Origin of the sequence: Dolichospermum sp. UHCC 0352 (genome assembly GCF_009711925.1) — a bacterium.
GTDB classification, from domain to species: Bacteria; Cyanobacteriota; Cyanobacteriia; order Cyanobacteriales; family Nostocaceae; genus Dolichospermum; species Dolichospermum lemmermannii.
In genome coordinates, this window is record NZ_VIKY01000234.1 from 1 (window position 1) to 22995 (window position 22995).

General features: G+C 37.7%; 19 protein-coding genes. 8 read left to right on the plus strand and 11 right to left on the minus strand.

Translation table 11 applies throughout. The annotated features are described in order from the left end of the window. Nucleotides 1-185: 185 nt before the first annotated feature. The 4 genes from FJR06_RS24960 to ruvB all read right to left on the minus strand — a co-directional run bounded on the left by FJR06_RS24960 (nt 186) and on the right by ruvB (nt 2986). Entirely contained in the window at nt 186-1019 is an 834-nt protein-coding gene (locus tag FJR06_RS24960; RefSeq protein ID WP_371724242.1) for a tetratricopeptide repeat protein, read from the minus strand. Between the two features lie 3 nt (nt 1020-1022). Next, nucleotides 1023-1262 carry a hypothetical protein gene (locus FJR06_RS17020; protein ID WP_168651869.1) on the minus strand — a complete coding sequence of 80 codons (240 nt, stop codon included), beginning with the start codon at nt 1260-1262 and terminating at the stop codon, nt 1023-1025. Between the two features lie 43 nt (nt 1263-1305). Continuing rightward, complete coding sequence (locus tag FJR06_RS17025) at nt 1306-1740, minus strand: trypsin-like peptidase domain-containing protein (RefSeq protein ID WP_085929741.1); 435 nt, start codon at nt 1738-1740, stop codon at nt 1306-1308. 142 nt (nt 1741-1882) lie between these two features. Beyond that, nucleotides 1883-2986, minus strand: coding sequence for a Holliday junction branch migration DNA helicase RuvB (gene ruvB, locus FJR06_RS17030; protein WP_168651870.1), 1104 nt, complete (start codon nt 2984-2986; stop codon nt 1883-1885). Between the two features lie 332 nt (nt 2987-3318). Here ruvB and hisF point away from each other — a divergent pair, with 332 nt between their 5' ends. The 5 genes from hisF to FJR06_RS17055 all read left to right on the plus strand — a co-directional run bounded on the left by hisF (nt 3319) and on the right by FJR06_RS17055 (nt 7417). Next, on the plus strand, nt 3319-4092 hold the full coding sequence (gene hisF, locus FJR06_RS17035; RefSeq protein ID WP_015079465.1) for an imidazole glycerol phosphate synthase subunit HisF: 774 nt from the start codon (nt 3319-3321) through the stop codon (nt 4090-4092). Nucleotides 4093-4196: 104 nt separating this feature from the next. Further along, complete coding sequence (locus FJR06_RS17040) at nt 4197-4388, plus strand: hypothetical protein (protein WP_015079464.1); 192 nt, start codon at nt 4197-4199, stop codon at nt 4386-4388. A gap of 308 nt (nt 4389-4696) precedes the next feature. After that, nucleotides 4697-5383, plus strand: coding sequence for a hypothetical protein (locus FJR06_RS17045; RefSeq protein ID WP_015079463.1), 687 nt, complete (start codon nt 4697-4699; stop codon nt 5381-5383). Between the two features lie 116 nt (nt 5384-5499). Further along, nucleotides 5500-6273 (plus strand): DUF1350 family protein, encoded by a 774-nt coding sequence (locus FJR06_RS17050; RefSeq protein WP_015079462.1) that lies wholly within the window; start codon nt 5500-5502, stop codon nt 6271-6273. A gap of 7 nt (nt 6274-6280) precedes the next feature. Beyond that, nucleotides 6281-7417 (plus strand): PP2C family protein-serine/threonine phosphatase, encoded by a 1137-nt coding sequence (locus tag FJR06_RS17055; RefSeq protein ID WP_015079461.1) that lies wholly within the window; start codon nt 6281-6283, stop codon nt 7415-7417. On the opposite strand, the gene FJR06_RS17060 is transcribed toward FJR06_RS17055, so the two are convergent. Continuing rightward, nucleotides 7418-7744 carry an STAS domain-containing protein gene (locus FJR06_RS17060; protein WP_015079460.1) on the minus strand — a complete coding sequence of 109 codons (327 nt, stop codon included), beginning with the start codon at nt 7742-7744 and terminating at the stop codon, nt 7418-7420. 168 nt (nt 7745-7912) lie between these two features. Next, complete coding sequence (gene grpE / locus FJR06_RS17065; RefSeq protein WP_168651871.1) at nt 7913-8581, minus strand: nucleotide exchange factor GrpE; 669 nt, start codon at nt 8579-8581, stop codon at nt 7913-7915. A 391-nt stretch (nt 8582-8972) separates the two neighbouring features. On the opposite strand from grpE, the gene FJR06_RS17070 reads away from it, so the two are divergent. Then, nucleotides 8973-10550: a SpoIID/LytB domain-containing protein gene (locus FJR06_RS17070; RefSeq protein ID WP_168651872.1), complete on the plus strand. Its 1578-nt coding sequence runs from the start codon at nt 8973-8975 to the stop codon at nt 10548-10550. Nucleotides 10551-10624: 74 nt separating this feature from the next. On the opposite strand, the gene FJR06_RS17075 is transcribed toward FJR06_RS17070, so the two are convergent. From FJR06_RS17075 to FJR06_RS24465, 5 genes are all read right to left on the minus strand, one after another. Continuing rightward, complete coding sequence (locus FJR06_RS17075; protein ID WP_168651873.1) at nt 10625-11884, minus strand: RNA-guided endonuclease TnpB family protein; 1260 nt, start codon at nt 11882-11884, stop codon at nt 10625-10627. A gap of 173 nt (nt 11885-12057) precedes the next feature. Then, the gene (locus tag FJR06_RS17080) at nt 12058-12351 is read right to left on the minus strand and encodes a 2Fe-2S iron-sulfur cluster-binding protein (RefSeq protein WP_168651874.1); all 294 of its coding nucleotides are present in this window, start codon (nt 12349-12351) and stop codon (nt 12058-12060) included. Nucleotides 12352-12607: 256 nt separating this feature from the next. After that, nucleotides 12608-14017 (minus strand): MFS transporter, encoded by a 1410-nt coding sequence (locus FJR06_RS17085; protein WP_148279033.1) that lies wholly within the window; start codon nt 14015-14017, stop codon nt 12608-12610. A 129-nt stretch (nt 14018-14146) separates the two neighbouring features. Further along, entirely contained in the window at nt 14147-20239 is a 6093-nt protein-coding gene (locus tag FJR06_RS17090; protein ID WP_168651875.1) for a non-ribosomal peptide synthetase, read from the minus strand. Nucleotides 20240-20576: 337 nt separating this feature from the next. Next, nucleotides 20577-21161: a sterol desaturase family protein gene (locus FJR06_RS24465; protein WP_371724224.1), complete on the minus strand. Its 585-nt coding sequence runs from the start codon at nt 21159-21161 to the stop codon at nt 20577-20579. Nucleotides 21162-21252: 91 nt separating this feature from the next. Between FJR06_RS24465 and FJR06_RS24470 the strand changes: the two genes are divergently transcribed. After that, nucleotides 21253-21438, plus strand: a complete 186-nt coding sequence (locus tag FJR06_RS24470) for a hypothetical protein (protein WP_254434446.1) — start codon at nt 21253-21255, stop codon at nt 21436-21438. 558 nt (nt 21439-21996) lie between these two features. After that, nucleotides 21997-22995 (plus strand): Gfo/Idh/MocA family protein, encoded by a 999-nt coding sequence (locus FJR06_RS17100; RefSeq protein ID WP_168651876.1) that lies wholly within the window; start codon nt 21997-21999, stop codon nt 22993-22995.

Here is a 22995-nt window from a genome sequence, read left to right on the forward strand (position 1 = left end):
TGGGAGTTTGAGGCTCTGCCTCAAATACAATGAATATAGTGGAGGCAGAGCCTCCCCTGAGCATTCCCCGGTAGAACCAGGGAACGAGGGAAAACGAGGCAAAATCTCAATAATTCATAGACCATCAAAAAATCACATCCTGTTAATCCTTAAATCCTGGATATCCTGATTCTGACAAAATATTATTATTGTAATTTTCTAATTCTATCTTGGGCTGCTCTCAACCATTTCTCATTACCACCTTGTTGTTGATATAATTTTACTGCTTGCTGCAAGTCCCTAATTGCTCCTGGCTTATCTCCTAAAGCAGAACGGGCATTTCCCCGTCCGTGGTAGGCATAGGCATAGTTAGGATTAATCTTGATAGCTTGGTTGTAATCATCTATTGCTCCTGGCTTATCTCCTAAATCATCACGGACATTTCCCCGGTTGTAGTAGGCATCGGCATTGTTAGGATTAATCTTGATAGCTTCTGTATAAGCTACTATTGCCTCTCGATAATCTTTTTGTTCATACTTCTTAAATCCTAACTTAAAATAATCATCAGCTGTTAAACCCCTAATGCTGGGCTTATCAGTAACACCTGCTGCAATCCGCATATAAGTATTAATAGGAATACCAGCAAATCTATCTCTATCCCTATTGTCATATTCATCACCTCTGCCATGAATACCTATCAACTCACCCTTGGGATTTAACACCGGTCCCCCACTCATGCCCTTGACAGTGGAATTGGTATAAACTAAATTGTAACCACCATCTATAGTTCTCTGTTTTTCATTAGCGGAAACTTGTCCATCAAAACAATCATAAAGCGGTACAGGAATACTAGGGGTAGAAAGACGAAACCCAGTAACATAAACATTATCCCCACGTTTTATTAAGTCAGAATTACCAAATTTAGCTACTTGATAGGTTTTACTACTAACAAATTTCACCACAGCTAAATCTATCCCTGTTCCCAGTGGTTTAATATTTTCCCCCTGAATGGGATAACGTTGTTCATCGGGGGTGATAATCGTTTATTTTAAACTAGTATTTTTAACATTGTGAAAAGCTGTGAGAACAGTATAAGTATTACCTTCTTGTTTAATTAAAATTCCCGAACCATTGTCTTTATTATTAATATCAATTAAAACCGTGATTTTTTGGGCTATTTCATCTACTTCTTTATTGCATGATAAATTCTTAGCTGTAGTTGGTTGGATTATGGTAAAAAACGTAAAAATAAATAGTGTGGGAATAGTGTATTTATAGTTCATACAAACACCTAAAAAGGAAGTTGACTATGGAGAAGGTTTGAGTTTATCTATGGCTATAGCCCAATTTAAGTAGGTGAACGGAAAAAAACCGAAATATGTAACGAAAAGTAAAATCGCCCAAACCCTCTTCACTCTTGCCTCTTGCCTCTTGCCTCAAGCCTAGTGCCATAACGACGATTTTCAATGCTAACCTACTTAAACGGACTATTTGTTGATGCAGTTTTTCATCTGCTGGTGTACCATCTATGAATACTGAGGGAACGTCCCATAATGGATAAGCGTGCATTCCATTAACACCGATTAATTGACCATTTTCATTTAATAATGGTCCTCCACTCATACCTTTTTCAAGTTTGTTTGTATATCCTATTTGATATCCTCTTTCTAAGGCTTTTTCTAGAACTAGCACTATTCTACCTGTTGTGAGTGTGAATTGTTGAACTGTGTTTTCTGATTCATAAGCGGGAAAACCCGCAATAAATACTTTGTCTCTCCTCTAGTGGTCTGTCAAATAAATTTTGACGGATAAAGAAGAAATGAACCACGAAGGACGCAAAGAGCGCGAAGGAAGAAGGAAGAGGAAAAATTTATTTACCCGTCAATTAGTTCTTGACAGACTACTAGAGTAATGATAATTGCTCATTAGGGGGTTTAAAACCCATGTGTTGATAGGCTGCTTTAGTTGCGATTCTCCCCCTGGGTGTCCGGCTTAAATAACCTATTTGCATTAAATATGGTTCATATACTTCTTCAATGGTTTGGGTGTCTTCCCCAGTGGTAGCAGCGATGGTTTCTAAACCCACTGGCCCACCATTAAAGTTTTCAATAATCACACTGAGCATTTTTCTATCTGTCCAGTCTAATCCACAAGGATCTACTTGAAATAGTTGTAATGCTTCTGCTGCAACAGTTGCATTAATTTCCAGAAAAGATTTTACTTCCGCATAATCACGGACTCTTTTTAATAATCTATTGGCTATTCTTGGTGTTCCCCGTGAACGTTTGGCGATTTCTGTAGCCCCATCTGGATTAACTGGAGTTTGTAATAATTCAGCAGTGCGGAGAACAATTTTAGTCAGTTCTTCTACTTCATAAAAACGCAACTTTTGAATTAAGCCAAAGCGATCGCGCAATGGGGAGGTTAAAGCTCCGACGCGGGTTGTTGCCCCAACTAGGGTAAATTTACATAAAGGTATACTTCTAATTCTGGCACTAGAACCTTTACCCACCGTAATATCTAAGCGATAATCCTCCATCGCTGGATACAGAATTTCTTCTGTCATCCGTGATAACCGATGAATTTCATCTATAAACAGCACATCTCCTGGTTTCAGGTTTACCAATAACCCCACGATATCCCGTGGTCGTTCTAAAGCTGGGGCGCTGGTAATTTTGCAACTTACCCCCATTTCTGATGCTAAAATCATTGCCATTGTGGTTTTACCTAAACCTGGTGGTCCATACAACAGCAAATGATCCATGACTTCTTCTCTAGATTTAGCGGCTTTAATGGCTATATCTAAAACATCCTTTACATCCTTTTGGCCGATGTAATCAGCAAAGCGCTGGGGACGAATACTCTCTTCTGGTTTCCCTTGTTCATTAATAGCCGCTTCCGATTGTAACAGATTTTCTGCGGGGGGGGCTACTTTTGCTGATTCCCTTTGCTGTTTGGGTTCTCCATTGGGTTCTGGAGGCTGTTTTTTGGAAGAGATAATCGCCATAATTTTCAGGGATTCAGAAGTACAGAAATGCGGATTTAGCAGTTCATAAGTAAAATCAGTATAGGATATTTGGGGTTAGTTGAGAATACAGATACTATTTTCACAATATAAATATTTATTTCATTAAGTAGGTGAACACAATAAAACCAAACTGTGTAAAGAAATGTAAAATCGCTGAAAACTTCTTGCCTCTTGCCCCTTGCCTGTATATTTGTTTAATTAGTTTTTCGTCTGGACAAGACCTATTATATGTTGATCCTATCTTGTCAACTATTCCCCAATTGCCTTTACAATTTAAATTCCTAGCAATTACCGGGAGTGAAAACGTCATTATGTTGGCTAAAAGAATCTTACCTTGTCTAGATGTGAAGGCGGGCAGAGTTGTGAAGGGAATTAACTTTGTGGATCTCAAGGATGCTGGTGATCCTGTAGAACTGGCCAAGGTTTACAATGAAGCAGGTGCAGATGAGTTAGTGTTTCTAGATATTACGGCTACTCATGAAGACAGGGACACGATTATTGATGTGGTTTACCGGACTGCTGAACAGGTCTTCATTCCCCTGACTGTGGGTGGTGGGATTCAAACCTTAGAAAATGTTAAAGATTTGTTACGAGCCGGGGCGGATAAGGTTAGTATTAATTCCGCGGCGGTCAGAAATCCAGATTTAATTAATCATGCCAGCGATCGCTTTGGCAATCAGTGTATTGTTGTAGCTATTGATGCTAGACGTAGACTTGATCCTGAGAATCCTGGCTGGGATGTCTACGTTCGCGGTGGTAGAGAAAATACTGGTATTGATGCTCTATGGTGGGCGGAAGAAGTCACAAGACGGGGAGCTGGAGAATTGTTGGTGACAAGTATGGATGCTGATGGTACTCAAGCTGGTTATGATTTGGACTTGACAAAAGCGATCGCTAATGCTGTAGAAATTCCCGTGATTGCTTCTGGTGGTGCGGGAAATTGTGAACACATTCACACTGCATTAACGGAAGGTAAAGCTGAAGCCGCACTTTTAGCGTCTTTGTTACATTTTGGGAAACTGAGTGTAGCACAAATTAAAACTTATTTGCAAGAACGCCATGTTCGGGTCCGTCTTCCTACTTGATATCAGACATAAGAAAGCGACCAACTGCATCTGTTGAAGATAAAACACAGTTATCCAAAACAGTGTTAAGATAATCGTACTTCTATGAAGAAATATTAAGAAATATGTTGATTCCTATTTTAATCTTTGATGTGGCACTTGTAGCATGGTCGCTACACCTGATGGAAAAAGCTTATGAGCATAAAGAATTTTCTCTCATGCTGGCTGGTACACTAGTGGCATTAGCCGCAGCAGCAATGCTAGTAGTTTATTTTTTAATGGGTAACTGCATGAGCTATTTGTTGCAAGTAACTTAAGGGAGGAGTCAGGAGTCAGGAGTCAGGAGTCAGGAGGAAGAAAGGAAGAAAGGAAGAAAGAAGAAGAAAGAAGAAGAAAGAGGAGGAAGGAAGGAAGAAGGAAGAAAGAAGAAAGAGGAGGAAGAGGGAAGAGGGAAGAGGGAAGAATCATGTAGAACTTGAAAAGTGGTTGGTTTTTGATGGTATAAACATTTATTTCTTACACATTATCAACATTGAATACCCCTAAAATCACCGATTAATTGCCATTCTGGAAATCCACTTGTTATATTAGACTAAATCAATAGTATGTTAAGGATTTAGCAACTGTGCGAGATGATTTACAGGGATTGGATATTAGTCATGATCAACTTCAAGATGCGACTAACTTACCTGTTCATAATAAATTAATAATTATTACTGATGTTATTCAGCAATTCGGTATAAGATTGCTAAAGAAAGCTCAAAAAACAGAAATTGCTACTGTGGTTTTCGCTGGAATTGCTATTTCTGTTTGTACTTACCTGTTAGTAAAACTATCATCTTGGCTATCATTAATTATCTTTGTTTTATGGACAGGTGGGAGTATACAAATTCTATTATATTTATTATGGAAAGGCAAAAGTAAGTTTCTCAAACAGAATATGACAAATTCTTTACGGATTTTACTAAATGATGTGGAAAGATATAATTCCGTGATTAAAGCTATAGATATTAACGACCAAATTGAAGATGTTGGCAACTTAGGAGTAAGTATACAAGCAAGAGAAAAAGTATTATTAGCACTTGAATTAACTAGAAATGATTTAATCCGCGCTTTAAAAACAGAGAGAATTTTGCGAGAAAATAAAAGTTTTATTATCACTAATTCTGATTTATTTACCAATAATTTAGCCGCTTTGGCATCAATGCAAGTTACTGAAGAGGCAACCGAACATGGTAGATTATTAAATGAAGCTTTGCAAATTTCCCTAGATGTACAGCAGGAAATGAAAAACTTGCAAAGTCAGAGTTAATACTTGATATATGTTTAGATGTAAATGTAAAATATATCTATAGAAAATACTTCCTTCTCTTTCTTCTTCCTTCTCTTTCTTCTCCTGACTCGGTGACTCCTGACTCCTATTTTAACATGAACTGGCAAGAAATTAGAGGCAATTGGGTACTTATTCCCCGTAATCCCATTGGGATCATTCATTTTTTAGGTGGTGCATTTGTCGCCACTTTACCACATTTAACTTATCGTTGGTTACTGGAAAACTTAGCAGATCAAGGATACGTCATTATTGCCACACCTTTTGTCAATACATTAGATCATATCGCGATCGCTAAATCTGTCCAACTTAAATTTGAATATACCCTAGAAAAGTTACAAGACGCTGGAAAACTCCGCAAGCTGTACCTTCCCACCTATGGAGTCGGACATAGCATGGGTTGTAAACTCCATTTACTAATTGGTAGCCTGTTTCCAATCCAACGGGCTGGTAACATTTTAATATCCTTTAATAACTTTGCTGCCAATGAAGCCATACCATTAGTAGAACAGTTAAATTCTCAGTTAAATTCCCAATTAGACATTGAATTTACACCTACACCGGCACAAACTAACCAAATAATTCAAGACAGCTATCAGATTCGGCGGAATTTAGTAATCAGATTTAATAAAGATACCCTGGATCAATCAGCAAACTTAACAACAATTTTACAAGAACTCTTTCCTAATATGGTGACAACACAAACCTTATTAGGCACTCATACCACACCTTTAGGGCAAGATATTAAATGGCAACCAGGAAGTTCTTTTAGTCCTTTTGATGCTTTAGGACAATGGTTAAAGCAAGAAGTCTATCGAGATTTAAATCAATTAAAACAAGTTATATTGTTTTGGTTAAATCCCCTTTCTTAATAATCTCATGTTTGAAATCTTAATCATTGATGATGACCGATCCATCCAAATGTTTCTCAAAAGAATCTTAGAAAAACAAGGTTATCAAGTCATCACTGCGAGTACAGGAGAAGAAGGAATTTTAAGAACGCTGGATTCACCTCCAGCCTTAATTATATGTGATTGGATTATGCCGGGATTAAGTGGTATAGAAGTATGTAATATCATTAAAAAAGATCCCAAATTATCTACCACATTTTTTATTTTATTAACATCTTTAGATTCCGTCGCCAATAGAGTTAAGGGATTAGATGCTGGTGCTGATGATTTTATCTCCAAACCTATCGAACACAATGAACTACAGGCAAGAGTTAGAGCCGGGTTACGTCTGCATCAATTAAGTCAGGATTTACAGACCCAAAAGCTACTTTTAGAAACAGAATTAGCCGAAGCTACAGAATATGTAAAATCCCTTTTACCCCTGCCTGTAAATAAGCCCCTGAGTATTCAGTTTAAGTTTTTGCCATCACGGCAACTTGGTGGGGATTGTTTTGATTATAATTGGCTTGATGCTGATACTTTAGCTATTTACCTACTAGATGTTGCCGGTCATGGACTTAAAGCTACTCTACCTTCAATTTCTGTACTAAATCTCTTACGTTCCCGCGCGCTCAAAGATTTAAATTACTATCAACCTAGTGAGGTATTGGCAGCTTTAAATAATACCTTTCAAATGAATTATCAAAATGATAAATATTTTACAATTTGGTATGGAGTTTATAATCGAGTTAGCCGTCAATTAACATACTCTAGTGCTGGACATCCACCAGCTATTATCCTCTCTGGCAATTCTCCTACTCATACAGAAGTAAAAAGATTAAAAACTCCAGGAATGCCTGTAGGAATGTTTCCTGAAGCTAAATATACAGATGCTTATTGTCAGATTGAAAAATCTAGCATCCTTTATATTTTTAGTGATGGTGCTTACGAAATCACTCAATCAAATGGTACTCTTTGGAGTTTAGAAGGTTTCATTCAGATTTTAATTAGCTTACAGTATTCTGTTGATAACCAACTTGATTATATCCTGGATTACCTAATTAACTTAAACTCCAAAGAGACATTTGAGGATGATTTATCTATTCTTCAAGTTAAATTTGATTAATCAAGTAGCAGAAAGCAAAATATTTTCAAATGCTTCTTGACTAGGAACAATTGTAAATTTGCCATCCATACCAGTTAATTCAAATAGCATCCTAACTTGCTCATTAATTGAACAAATAACCATCTTTATTCCCGATTCCTGTAAAGCTTTAAATGTTAAAATCAGAGTGCCTAATCCAGAACTATCCATAAAGGTAACATGATGACAGTCAATCAACACAATGGAGATTCTCTTATCAATTACTTCTTTAATACTTTGTTGAAAATTTTGTGAGTTAGTAGCATTAAAACTCCCACTGATTGCAATCACTTTCACCTGCTGATTCATGATATTCTAATTTTGATTTATTTAAGAATGTGCTGATTTTAATTTTATTAGTATATCCTAACATTAGATTATAAAAAGATATTTAGTACACAAAAATATGGAGTAATTTTCAATAAATTCATCAGCAAATAACCATCAAACTCAAAAGAGCATAAACTTTAGAAGAGTTTATAAGAGACTTACTCTAGCTCTGTACAAAAGCTGATCATGTTGCATATAACCTATATAACGGACTTTAACAATTTCTCCTGGTTGTGCTGTTCCTGCTAATAATTCATGGAATTGAGGATTATAGGGGATTTCTGTGCCTACAGAAGCGATCGCTTCCACATTCCAATCCTGTAATAATCTTTTTAAAGGCGTATCTACCAAAGGTAATATCTTTACTGCTGATAACTGGTGATCTTCCCTGGCTCTATGTGCTGCTGTTGGCCATTGTAATATTAAAGATTCCAATATTTGTAAACTTGACCGCTGAAATTCCTGTTTTAATCCTTCTCTTTGTTCTAACATTGACAATGTTAATCGTTCATACTCAACTTGTAAATCTGTAATTTGCTTTAATAAGTCTATATTTTTATGAGAGGAATGAGTTTTGTGGAAACTTGAAGATAAACCATCAACGCTGAAATTTTCTACCAACTCAGTCCAAGATATCTGTAAAATCTCTGACAGTTTTATCAATACTTCTATCCGCATTTGTCCGATTTTTCCCCTCCGCAACTGCAAAATTTGCCATTGTGAAACACCAGCAGCACGACTTAAAGATTTAAAACTCTCATAACCGACTGTTTGCATTAAATTTCGCAAATTCTCGGTAAAATCAATTTCCAGCATAAAATATGGGTGATAAAGCAAGATTTAGTTAAATCATACTCATAATGAGTTTGATTTGCAAGTGTGCTGAAAAAAAGACGTAATGGTATTATAGAAGCGCGTAAGTTAAAAATATATAATATTCCCCGTTACTAATTAAGTAAGTTGGCGTTGAAAATTGTCGTTATAGCACTAGTCAAGAGGCAAGAGGCAAGAGGCAAGAGTAAAGAAGTTTTCAGCGATTTTACGTTTCTTTACACAGTTTGGTTTTATTGTGTTCACCTAATTATCTAAGTTGATTATTAGTAATTTGTGATTCATCCTGCCGCCCTGTATCTTCTTATCATTAGTAAATTGAGTTAATTAACTTAAAACCACTCCGACAGCATAAGGGCAATTAGAATTAGTTTTCATGAAAATATTTATTTGGCCTTCTTCCTACAGATTAATAACAACCTTGTGCCTATTGGGATTGGCTGCCGCATCAGAACCCGTAAGCAACAACCAGGATGTAAAATTGCAAATTGGTATTGTCCAACGATTTGGGGCTAAACCCACAGACAAATTAGAATTAGCACCCACAAAAGGCGATCGCTTAACATTAAAATTTACAGTGGGTAGTCAGCAACAAACCCTAGTCACCGACAAACCCATCCAGTTAACAACAGTCATGCAGCCCTTAAACCAAACAGTGGTTCAGGAAGTCTTAGTGCTGGGTGACTTTCGCACCTTTGAAACAGCGGAAGATAACGCTAACCACTGGCGTTCCCTGGGGATAGAAGTGGAAATATCCCAACCAGAACGTTGGCAAGTATGGGCAAAACGGGACGTTTACAGCACTCCCTTAATTCGTCGGTTACTATTAAAAAGTATAGAAACATCCGGTGATAAAAATGCTTACTTGGCAACCAACATTTTATCAAAAGTACCAAAAATTACTTGGGTAGTAAATGGTAAAAATTATAGTCCTAATTATCTAGAAATAACTGCTGGTAAAGACTCAATTAAGGTGAATACAGATGAACAGCCTCAACAAAAGCGTGTTTATCCGGGAAAAATGACCTTGCAGCCCAACGCCTATGGGCATTATACTTTAGTAAATACAGTCCCATTAGAAACTTATGTGCGGGGAGTTTTACCCCATGAAATTGGGATAAATGCGCCAATGGCAGCCTTAGAAGCACAAGCAATTATTGCTCGCACCTATGCCTTGCGAAACCTCCGCAGATTTGCGGTAGATAATTATCAGTTATGTGCTGACACTCACTGTCAAGTTTATCAAGGACTCAGCGGAGTTGCCAAAAATACAGATCAGGCGATCGCCTCGACCAGAGGTCAGGTACTCACTTATAATAACGAAATAGTTGATGCTTTATATTCTTCTACTACAGGTGGTGTTACCGCTAACTTTAGTGATATCTGGAATGGAGAAGATCGTCCTTATTTAAAACCTGTCATAGATGCTGCTAATCAAAATCTTTGGAACTTATCACATCAGAATTTAGCAAATGATCAGAACTTCGAGAAATTTATCAATCTTAAAGCGGGATTTAATGAGAGTAAATGGGATGTATTCCGTTGGCACAGAGAAACGGATATCAATAAAATTACCCAAGACTTGCAGAAATTCTTACATTCCAAAAAAAGCCCCTATAGCAAGTTCAAAAAAATTCAAGCCATGTCTGTAGTTGAACGCAGTTCCAGTGGCCGGATTTTAAAACTGGCTGTGAAAACTGATATTGGGGTTTTCACCTTACAAAAAGACGAGGTTCGCAGTGCCTTTGCTGCTCCCATTAGCACGCTATTTTACATTCAACCATTGAATAAAGGTCAAACCAATCTCTGGGGATATGCTTTTATTGGTGGTGGTTTAGGACATGGAGTGGGTTTAAGCCAAACAGGCGCTCAGAATTTAGCCAAATTAGGTTGGTCTAGTGCCAAGATTCTGGAGTTCTATTATCCGGGGACTAAAATTAAAGTAAGCAAGTAATTGGGGAATTGGTAAAACTCCTACTCAGTCGCCAATCCCCAATCCCTTGTTTGGACTAAATTCTTGTGAGTGAACTACCCACACTGACCTGACGGTACAGTGTGGGCTTCCTGCCCAACAGAAAGCACAGTAGTAGACTTCTTTCGTCCTCTATTACTGCGACTTACTTCTGGGCGACAGGCTTCTTGATGAAGTTGTTCATGGGGGAAACCCCCAAGACCACACTTCATCGCTTTATCCCCCGTTCCAGAGGTCAAAATTCGTAGTCCCTCATCTCTGAGGTTTATCGCTGCATTGACATCTCTATCATGTTTGGTTTGGCACTTTTCACAAGTCCAAAACCTGATATCAAGTGGTAAGCTACTTACTTGGTTAAGGCATACATGACAAGTTTTTGACGAAGGAAAGAATCTATCAACTTCTTGATAAATCTTCCCTTCGTTTTCTGCTTTGTATTTAAGCATGGTACAAAACATTCCCCAGCCAACTTGTTGAATAGATTTGGCTAGGCAGTGATTTTGCATCATGCCTTTAACATGAAGATTTTCTACCACAATAACTTGGCTTTCGTTGACTATCCTACGAGATAGTTTATGGAGAAAATCTTCTCGACAATTAGTTATCTTTCTATGGACTCTAGCAACTTTCTTTCTAGCTTTATTTCGGTTATTAGAGCCTTTTTGTTTTCTAGATAATTGCTGTTGTTTTATCTTTAAGTTCTTCTCGTGTTTATTCAGTATTCGAGGGTTATCAAACTTAGAGCCATCACTGGTAATCGCAAAATGAGTTAATCCCAAATCAATGCCTATTGCTTTACCTTCGACAATTGACTCTGGCTTCTCTTTACCATCTTCAAATAAAATAGCAGCGAAATATTGCTCACTGCAATTTTTGGTGATAGTTACAGTTTTAATCTTCCCTTCAATCTCTCGATGAATAATTGCTGATACTTTCCCTATTTTCGGTAGGATTAATTGATTATCGGCAATCTTGACATTTTGAGGATACTGAATAGACTGCTTACCATGTCTGGATTTAAACTTGGGGTATCTAGCTCTTTTTTCAAAGAAATTGTTAAATGCAACCCCCAGATTCAAGCAGACTTGTTGCAAGCACTGAGAATAAGTTAGCGACAACCACTCATGTTCTTTCTTTAGTTGAGGGATTGTCTTTTTAACTTCGTATCCAGACAATCCTTTACCTGTCTCTTTGTACGTTTCGTTCATCAAATTCAAAAAATAATTCCATAGCCAACGACAACTGCCAAAGGCTCGTGCCAATGATTGCTGTTGCTGGGCATCTGGATATAATCTGACTTTGACTACTCTTAACATATTAGAGTGAAAAGTATTTACTATAAAAAACTATAGCACAAGATTTGTGAATTGCCTCCATGTTTTTCTCCCTTGCTATCGCATTGGTCGAAAAACTGTCGTTAATTCACGCGCCATTCATCCCACGCTGCCCTTAGGGTCAGTCGTGGGGCTTCTGTCGGTTAAGCTAAAGTTTAGTAAAGCTCTTCTTCTCTGTGGGTTTCGATGGTGACATCAGAAGTAGGATAAGCAACACAAGTCAATACATATTGAGCTTCGATTTGATCATCATCTAAGAAGGATTGATCAGATTGGTCAACAGTACCAGAAATGATTTTACCTGCACAAGTTGAGCAAGCACCAGCCCGACAAGAGAAGGGTAAGTCAAATTCAGCTTCTTCTGCTGCATCCAAAATATAAGTGTCGTCATCGCAGTCTATAGTCTTAGTACCGTCTGGAGTGATGAGAGTAACTTTGTAAGTAGCCATTTAATTATCCTCTGTTGTGAAATCGGCAGTATAAGTGATTTTTAAGCAGACCTTACAGCTATTCTGATGGGATTAGCCGCTGGTTTAAATTTGCTTCAATTCTGATACTAAGGGAAAAGCTAAAAGTTATAACAGAAAATTGACCCCGATTAGTAATGAAATTTAGTTACTTATTACCCATAAGTTTTTGTTATATGAAATACCCACTGAGATAGATGTCAAAGAGCGTCTTGGTGACATCTTTGTTATATCGGCTTTATGAAACTTCTGGTTCGTCAGGAATTGCATCAGGTAGTTCATGTTCTACAAAGCGGAGACGCGGATATAAGTAGGCAATTAAGGTTGCGACTAGAGAAAACAGACCCATGATGATAAACATTAAACCCATACCGCGACCATGACCAACCCCAATAATCTGGCCAATGCTATGGGCTAAAGCTCCATCTTTTGCCATGATTGGTTCAAAAAATTGATCAGCTAATGCTCCACAGGTTAGGTAGGCAAGTGGTAAAAACCCCTGTACAGCAGCACTGCGAAAAGCAAAGACCCTTCCCTGTACTTCTGGTGCTACTTTTTTCTGATAGATGACTTGAATTGACCCATTAATGATGGGAATTGTCAGAAATATCAAGAAATTGGCGATCGTAAATATAACTGTTGAAGCAGTCAATCCAGCTAATACATAGGAGATGCCCAAAAATGCCATAGACACAAATATGGTATTGATCTGGCGTTCTAGTCCGCCCCAAATGCTGATCACGGCACTGCCTAGTAATAGTCCAAAACTAGAAATAGAATAGATAGCTCCTAGTGATTGTGCGGAAGCAAAGGAAAGCACTAAGGGTGTAGTGAGAGCTTCTGCGCTACCAACGAGAAAGTTGATAATGGCAATGAACATGACTAATCCAAGTAGTCCAGGACGTGCTACTAAATATTTCCAGCCAAAGGTGATTTCTTGCCAAAATGAATTGGTTTCGGCATCGGGATTTTCTGTGGACGAAATTTCAGGAAATTTAACTACAAGTAAACAGATTAAAGCCAAGACTAATGTAGATAAATCAATGATGACAATGCCTGACAATTGTACAGTTACTAATAAGGCTGCGGCTAATACAGGGGAGAGAATTTCAGCGATCGCTAATCTGATCTGTGTCATCGAACTGGCACGACCAAGTTGTGCTTTCGGCACAAGTAATGTAGTCGCAGAAGAATAGGCTAGTCCCTGAAAAGCACTGAAACTGGAACTAATCGCACTGACTACACACAGACTCCAAACTTCTAAGTGATTACTGATAAATAACCAAGCAATCAGTAAGGTACATAACCCTGCACAGAAATCACTAATAATCATAATCCAGCGCCGAGAAAAGCGATCGACAATCACACCAGCAATGGGAGAGATCAAAATTGTCGGTAGGGTTGTAGAGAGAATCAGCAGTGTAAATTGAGTTGTGGAATTCGTATGTTGATAGACCCAAATACTGAGTGCAAAATTGGTTGTCCGCGAGCCAACCAGAGACAACACTTGACCAAACCAGATCAAGATAAACACGCTCATGCTTTGAGTTATTTCTCCTTCTGGGTTGGAGAAATACTCAGTCCATCTCAATAAAGATGATCCAAATCTGGGTTGTTGTTTCAACTCTGGTGGGCTGTTTTCTAACATAGCAATAGTGATTATTAGTTAATTTGTGGCAAAGCCGCATGGTTTAATGTAACATTTATTTCTCATTATAAGTAGTCAAATAAGATCCCCGACTTCTTAGAGAAGTCGGGGATCTGACTCTTGCAATGTTCAGCAATCAAAAAATTCACAAACTTGAATAGTTGGATCTTGGGCAAGCTGCTGAAGAATTTGCTGGTAATAGTTGAACAAAACCTCGATAGTTTCATTGGTAAATAACTCCGTACTGTAGAAAACCTTAATTTCCATCGTGGGATTATTTACTGAAGGTGAAGAAACATAAATTTCTAAAGGAATTTCTCCATCCCACAAGTCGAGATCGCGCTTAATTGTGACAAAATCTACATCTAACATCCAGTTATGCCAATTTTGTGGAGGTAGCATAGTTAGGGATGCTGAGATATTCAGTGGTTGTTTACTGGTGATAGTGTTAATGACTGTGTGAGAAGCAATTTCTTTATTATTAATAGCTTCTGTGAGAGTTTCTTGAGCTTGTTCTAAAAGAATTTGTCCAGTTTGTTCAGAGGAAAGATGCGATCGCAAAATGACATCATTGATGAAGCAACCGAGCATTTTTTCAGTTTCCACCGGACTCCGATTACCAATAGTTGTTATTACTAAAATATCGTTCTTACTACTGTATTTGAACAAAAGTATATTCATAGCAGTAAGAATAATCGCAAAGATGCTGACCCTTTGAGAACGGCAGAGGGCTTCGATTGATGTCAACCAATGTTCTTCTGGAGTTAGTCGCAGTAAAGTTGTTTTGATCAGAGGGACTAAAGCCAGATCAAAATGGTGATTATATTGCAGCGCAGCTAGTCTTTCTGCTTCAGACGTTCGCTCTATCAAAGGGAGGTTTTGTAAGTCTATAATCTCTAATGGGATAGTCAGAAATTGGCTAATTACTTGTACAGGTTGACCTTCTAATATAGTAAAAGCCGTGCGTAATATTTCATGACGACGAATTATTTCATTGAAACTGGACTCCAACGCAATTGCAGAAAGAGAGCCAGTGAAACGTAAAATAAAAAAGCTGTTGTAGGCACAACTTTCAGGAGCTAATTGCTGTAACTGCCATATAGACTCTTGGGCAAAAGACAGGGGGATACAAGTGTCTCGTGCTTGAGGGACAAGCGGTGGTAAGGTATCAACTGTTATGGCATCCAGTTGATGTGTAATTATTACTTGACTAAGTTCAGCGATAGTGGGGGCTGTAAATAGAGAACGCAGAGGCAGAACTATGGAAAAATGTTCTCGAATGCGAGATATTACAGATGTGATTAGGAGAGAGTGTCCTCCCAATTCAAAGAAGTTATCATAGATGCCCACCTGCTGCCGATTTAATACTGTACACCAAATTTCGGCTAATTTTGTTTCTAGGGCAGTCCCAGGGGCAACAAAAGCGGTTTCTAGCTCTAAATTCGTTGTTTCTGGCTTTGGTAAAACCAGCCGGTCAACTTTACCATTAGGAGTCAGAGGTAAGGCTTTGAGCATGACAAAAGCCGCAGGTATCATATATTCAGGTAGATTTCCTTTCAGAAATTGACGTAATTCGCTACTAGTCAATGTTTCTGTTTTACCAACAATATAAGCCGTTAAATACTTGTTTTCTGGATGATCTTCGCGGACAATTACTACTACCTGCTGAACTTGAGGATGTTGGGTTAATACTGTTTCAATTTCCCCTAATTCAATCCGAAAACCCCGAATTTTGACTTGGTGATCAATGCGTCCCAGAAATTCAATATTTCCATCTGGTAAATAGCGTCCTAAATCTCCAGTTTTATAAATTCGTTCATTTTCCACAAAAGGATTAGCAATAAATCGCTCAGATGTTAAGTCAGGACGATGCAAATAGCCTTTGGCTAAACTTAGTCCACCAATGTAGATTTCTCCATAAACGCCAATAGGTAGGGGTTGAAGATAGCGATCAAGAATGTAAACTTGAGTATTGGCAATAGGACGACCTATAGGTGGAAATTTACTATTTGATGCTTCTGGTAAAATTTGTCCAGAAGTTGTAACCACTGTATTTTCGGTGGGACCATAGTTATTAAAAAACTTAAATGGTAACTTATTTGATGGATAATAATTAAGTCTATCTCCACCAGTTAACATAGTTCGCAAACTTGTATTTTCTGACCAGGATAAAAGACATAATTGTTCTGCTAAGGGTGTAGGAATAAAACTAATCGTAATATGATGTGATGTCAATTTCTCTTGAAGTATTTCTGGTGAAAGCAAAAATTCTGATTTAATTAAATATATACTCGCTCCGACTACTAAATAAGGCCATAATTCCCAAACAGCAGCATCAAAGGCTGTTCCGGCTAAATGTGTAGTTCGATCTGATGATGTTAATTGAAAATTATTTAAGTGCCAGAACACTAAATTTAATAGTCCTGAATGTTGAATTAGTACACCTTTAGGTCTTCCTGTAGAACCAGAAGTATAGATGACATAAGCTAAATTTTCCGGGGTGAAATTATTAATAGGATTATCGCAACTTTGGCTGGCAATTTCAATTTCAAAATCTTTATCCCAACAAATAATTTTAGTTTGTGATTGCTCTAGGGTTAATGATAAATGTGGGAGTAATAAAGAATGAGTCAAGATGATGGACATTTGTGAATCTGCCACCATATAATTAAGCCTTTCTGGGGGATAGTTAGGATCGAGTGGCACATAAGCACCACCAGCTTTTAAAATGCCCAAAAATCCTACTATCATTTCTAATGAACGTTCTAAATAAACACCCACTAATATTTCTGGTTCTACACCCAGAAACTGTAAATAATGAGCTAGTTTGTTAGCTTGTGAATTTAATTGTTGGTAGGTTAATTGCTGATCTTCAAATACTAATGCCACTGCATCAGGTGTTTTTTCTACTTGTTCCTCAAATAATTGATGAATGGATTTTTGGGGATAATCAGTTTGCGGATGATGCCATTCCACTAATAACTGATGTTCTTGGGATGCTGTTAGTAAAGGTAATGTCCTAATCCGCTCTTGAGGATTTGCCACAACTGCCTCAACTAAGGTGTGAAAACTCTCCACCATCCTGGCAATAGTATCAGCATTAAACAAATTAGCATTATATTCAAATGCACCTATTAATTCAGTTCCTGATGCTGAATCTTTTTCCTGCATTGATATGGTTAAGTCAAAAGTTGCCCCTGCTGTGGCTTTTGCTAATTCTATTTGGGTAACTTGCAAATCTCCTAATTCCAGTTTTGAAACTGGAGAATTTTGCAATACAAACATGACTTGAAATAAGGGACTATGGCTGAGGTGGCGCTGAGGTTGGAGGGTTTCTACAAGTTGATCAAAGGGAACATCTTGGTGAGCATAAGCGTCAAGTGCCATCTGTCGTACCTGTTGGAGTAATTCTATAAATGTGGGATTTCCTTCGAGACGAGTCCGTAAAACTAAGGTATTCACAAAAAAGCCAATTAATGGCTCTAACGCGACACGATTGCGATCGCTAATGGGAGAACCAATGATAATATCTTCCTGTCCACTGTAGCGAGAAAGTAAGATCACAAAGGCAGTGAGAAGTGTCATAAATAGGGAAGAACCCGATTTTTGACTGAGGTTTTTGAGTTTGTGCGTGAGTTGGGAATCAAATTGAAATTTCTGAAGATCACCGCGAAAGGTTTGAATTGCTGTTCGTGATCGATCAGTAGGTAATTCAATGACTGCGGGAATATCTGCTAATTGTTGTTTCCAGTAATCAAGTTGCGCGGGTTGATTTTCCAGCCATTGTCGTTGCCAATAAGCATAGTCGGCGTACTGAATTGATAATTTGGGTAAGGGAGAAGGTAAACCCGCTGTCAAGGCTGAATAAATAACCGATAATTCTTGAAGAAAATTCCCTGCTGACCAGGCATCAGAAATGATGTGGTGCATTATTACTAATAACTGATGGGATTCTGCCCCCAATTGCATCAATGTCACTCTTAAGAGAGATGATTCAGTTAGGGCAAAAGGGCGAAGATATTCATTAGTAGTTAATCTTTGTGCCGCAGTCGTTTTCTGATCTTCTGCTAATTCTTGTAAATCAATTACGGGTAAGGTAAATGCTAATTTATCAGCAATAACTTGAATGGGTTTACCATCGGCAATTCCAAAACTGGTACGCAGGGTTTCATGACGATTAATAATTGTAGCGATCGCCCCTTCAAGTGCTGTAAAGTTAAGCAGTCCTTGTAAATTCAGGACTCTGACAATATTGTAAGCAGGATTTGACCCTTCCATTTGATCGAGAAACCAAAAACGCTGCTGGGTTAATGAAAGTGGTAATTCGCTATTTCGAGAAACTGGTTCTAAGGTTGGCAGTAAATTCTGGGCAGAACTTCCAATTTGTTCACTAAATGTGGCAATTGTTGGCGCAGCAAATAAACTGGCAATTGATAATTCTAGGGATAGTGCCTCACGCAATCTTGATATAACTAAACTTGCCAATAGGGAATGTCCACCCAATTCTAAAAAATTATCATGGATACCAATTCTTTCAATGCCTAAAACTTCCGCCCAGATTTTAGCAATGATTTCTTGTGTGGGTGTTTGCGGAGGGATAAATTCACTTTGAATTGCTGATAAATCAGGTTCGGGTAAACTTTTTCTGTCTAACTTTCCATTGGGTAAAACTGGCAATTTCTCCATCACCATTAAGGTATGGGGAATCATATAATCTGGTAGTTTGCTGGCAAGAAAATTGCGTAATTCTCCCGAATTAAAATCTTGGTTATTCACTACGATATAAGCCACTAACCGCTGACCACCAGAGACATCTTCTCTGGCAGAAACCACAGCTTCTCGAATACTGGGATGGAGTTTAATTACTGCTTCAATTTCTTCCAATTCAACCCGCATTCCGCGGATATTTACCTGAAAATCCATCCGACCGAGAATTTCTAAATTTTGATTACTTGAATAACGAGCAACATCCCCGGTTTTAAAGAGTCGTTGTTGAGGATTAAAAGGATTAATGATGAATTTTTCCTCATTGGCCTCGGTGCGGTTCAGATAGCCTCGTGCTAAGGTAGAACCCGCAATATGGACTTCTCCAGACTCACCAGTTTTGACTGGTTCAAGTTGGGAGTTAAGGACATAAACTTGTTGAATGTTTGCTAAAGGATGACCAACAGGAACATAGCCATCTTCAAGATCGTAATCTTCAGGAACAGTATAAAAACCATGGCCAATACTTTCTGTTTGACCAAGAATATTAAAAAACTGGGGTGGTGTTTTAAACAGGTTGCGTAACTTTTTAATTAGTTGATAGGGTAGTAATTCGCCACCAAATACTATTAATCTTAATTTTGATTCTCTCAGAGATTCTGTATATTGTTGGTCTAAACTTTCTAAAGCAATGAGTCCATAACGCCACACAGAGGGTACACCATCAGAAATAGTAACACCACGTTTTTGAATTAACTCAAATAGACTTAAAGGAGTTCTGGTTTGTTCACGAGTAGCAAGAATACTGGTTGCACCTTGGGATAAAGGTAAAAATAATTGTCTGACTGAAGCAGTAAAAGAAAAAGATGCTGTATGGAGATAAATATCTTGATGATTAACTGGTAATATTTGAGCGATCGCCTGTAAATAAGCATTTACACTGGAATGGGGCATTTGTACACCTTTCGGCTTACCAGTAGAACCGGAGGTATAGATTAAATAAGCGAGATTTTCGGCTGTGACTCCACTCACTGGATTATGGGAACTTTGACAATCAATTTTTTGCCAATCTGTATCTAGACAAATTGTTGTAGAAGTTTCAGGAAGAGATACTACCAATTGTTGTTGTGTCACCACAAATTGCAACTTAGTATCTTCCAGCATGAATGCTATGCGTTCTTGGGGATAGGCCGGGTCTATAGGTACATAAGCGCCTCCAGCTTTAAGAATACCAAGAATACCGATAATCAGATCGAGCGATCGCTCTACGCACAAGCCGACCATGACTTCAGCACCTACACCAATACTCTGTAAATAATGTGCTAACTGATTGGCTTTAGCATTCAATTCTTGGTAGGTAAGTTGCTGATTTTCAAATATTGTCGCTACTGAATCTGGTGCTGCTTTTACCTGAATTGCAAATAAATCATGGATACAAACACCATTTTCTGGCAAATCATTGATGATTGTAGTTGTACTTGATAAATCTGAACTCAAATCTAATTTCATGTTATTCATCACTATAATTCCCAATTAATTTTTGATTGAATTTGTATTTAGATTCCTGATATAGCGTTTTCTAAGAGGGTGTTTGAAAAGTCCCTCATGGTGTATCAAATATTTTCAGATCCCCCTAAATCCCCCTTAAAAAGGGGGACTTTGACTCTAGTTCCCCCCTTGCTAAGGGGGGTTAGGGGGGATCTGTAAGTGCCTAAAATCACAACCTAAAACTTTTCAAACAACCTCTAATCTAATGAGGTACAAAATTATCTGTGTTTATCTGCGTTTATCTGCGTTTATCTGCGTTCCATAATTACTTCTTGTCCCTCACTTGCATGGGAACTGCTATAAAAAATTATTCCCTACTTATCTTTTGGTTGTAACTTTGCCAAATAGATTTAAATGGCTGTACTAATAAATTAATTGGATTATTAAATAAACTTGATTCCCCATCTGATAGACCAAAATCCAGCTTTTCATAACTTTGCGGTACGTATAAAGTCCCAAATATCCAATCCCAAAAAGACAAAATGTAACCAAAGTTTTTATCATGATGCTTTGGCTCAACACTATGATGAATGTGATGTTGGGCAGGACTCATCAACACATGACTAACCCCATGAGGGTAGTTCAACCAAATATGAGAATGTCGTAAGTTGGCGACAGTTAGATAAAACAGAAATATTTCCCAGTTAACTCCATAAATAGATAAATAGGAGACTTGATTTCCAAATAAATAAACCCAGATCCCTGTAGCAAAACCCAGCATTACTGTCGCCGCGCTCATACTTAAAAGCAAATCAAGGGGATGAGAACGATAAACAGTCATCGGAGTTAGTACATCCGCAGAATGATGGACTTTATGAAATTCCCAAAAGAATGAATTTCTATGAGCTAAATAATGGTAACAATAATAGGCAAAATCCCCCACTAAGGCCACAACAATACTTAATGTGACATAATGATACCACTGAGGATGGGTAATTAAAAAAGGAGTTGTTAAGTGCGTAATTTCTGTTAAATAATCACAAATGATATTGGCTAGATTTGGTAGAGAGAATATAATTGGTAATATTACAGATATTTCTAAGAGAGAAGATAAAAATAATACTTATATTCAGCGATCGCTGAAGGATGTAAATAAACTGCTTTTGGCAAAAGATACTGCCTTAAATTTATCTGTTTGTCTTGTTGAGATAACCCTAATTTATATATAATCAAAGCTAGTAACAAAGCCGAAAAAATGTATAACCAATAAATCTGAGATGAGCTGATAAATGGCACTAGGAATGGATAAAAAATTCGCAGATTTTGTATTTGTGTAATCATTTTAGATATTGGAAAAATAAAAATCTAGTAGATACTTCTGAAAATTATCTGGGGATTTGATATTTAAAGGAAAAATAGACATATTTTATACACAAGATGTATAATTTTTTGGGTATTTTCTAATCTATGTACCATATCATATAAAACCTATAACAGAACCTAATTATTTACAAACGCGAATTTATGAGAAATTCAAAGAAAAATGCTCAAAAACCATGAAAACTATCTTTGAAAAGTTAAAATCGTTCAATTACTTCTTTATCCTAAGTTTTACACGATTTTTAAGCTGTATTATATTTATGGTAATGTTTCCAAAATTACCAAAGAGCCATAATATTTTACATTGATGAAAAATACCCTAGAGGTATTAGATATTTCCTGATGGTGGCTTGTTGATAAAATACCAATGGCATTAAACCGAAACATTGAAAACTGGTGATAAATTCATGGACAATAACGAACTACCTTTATGTACACACAGTCTCAGAGTCGGTTTAGTGGGAACAGGCTATGCAGCTAAACTCAGGGCTGAGGCATTGCAACAAGATCCCCGAACTGATTTAATAGCCATAACTGGCAATCCTGAAAGAACAGCGGTTTTAGCCCAAGAATACGCAACTGAAGCGATGGATTCTTGGCAACAGCTAGTAGAACGAGACGATTTAGATATAGTGGTGATCTGCACCATTAATCAAGATCATGGTAAAATTGCTTATGCTGCCTTATCTAGCGGTAAACACGTCATTGTTGAATATCCTTTGTCTGTAGATGTCAAAGAAGCTGAAGAACTGATTGCTTTAGCAAAAACAGTCAACAAGCTTCTGCACGTCGAACACATTGAATTATTGGGTGGTTGGCATCAAACTTTAAAACAATACCTAGACCAAATTGGTGATTTGTTTTATGTTCGCTATAGTACCCTGAATCCCCAGCATCCAGCCCCGCGTAAGTGGACTTATAATCATGGGATGTTTGGCTTTCCCCTAATTGGGGCATTATCTCGGTTACATCGTCTGATTGATTTGTTCGGTGAAGTCTTCACTGTCAATTGTCACCAACGATATTGGCAAACTGAGTCTGATTATTACCAAACCTGTTTATGTTCAGCCCAATTATGCTTTGACAGTGGATTATTGGCACAGGTAATTTATGGCAAAGGTGAAACTTTGTGGCAATCAGAACGCAAATTAGAAGTTCAAGGTGAAAAAGGGGAAATAATTCTCGATGGTGATACCGGAATGTTAGTCTTAGCAGCAGGAACAAAGTTGATTGAAGTGGGAACGCGACGGGGTTTATTTGCCAAAGATACAACTATGGTATTAGACCATCTATTTGATGGTAGTCCCTTATATATCACCCCAGAACAAAGCTTATATGCTCTCAAGGTAGCAGATGCTGCACACAGAGCAGCAACAACTGGATTAACTATATTTTTAAAAGAGTAG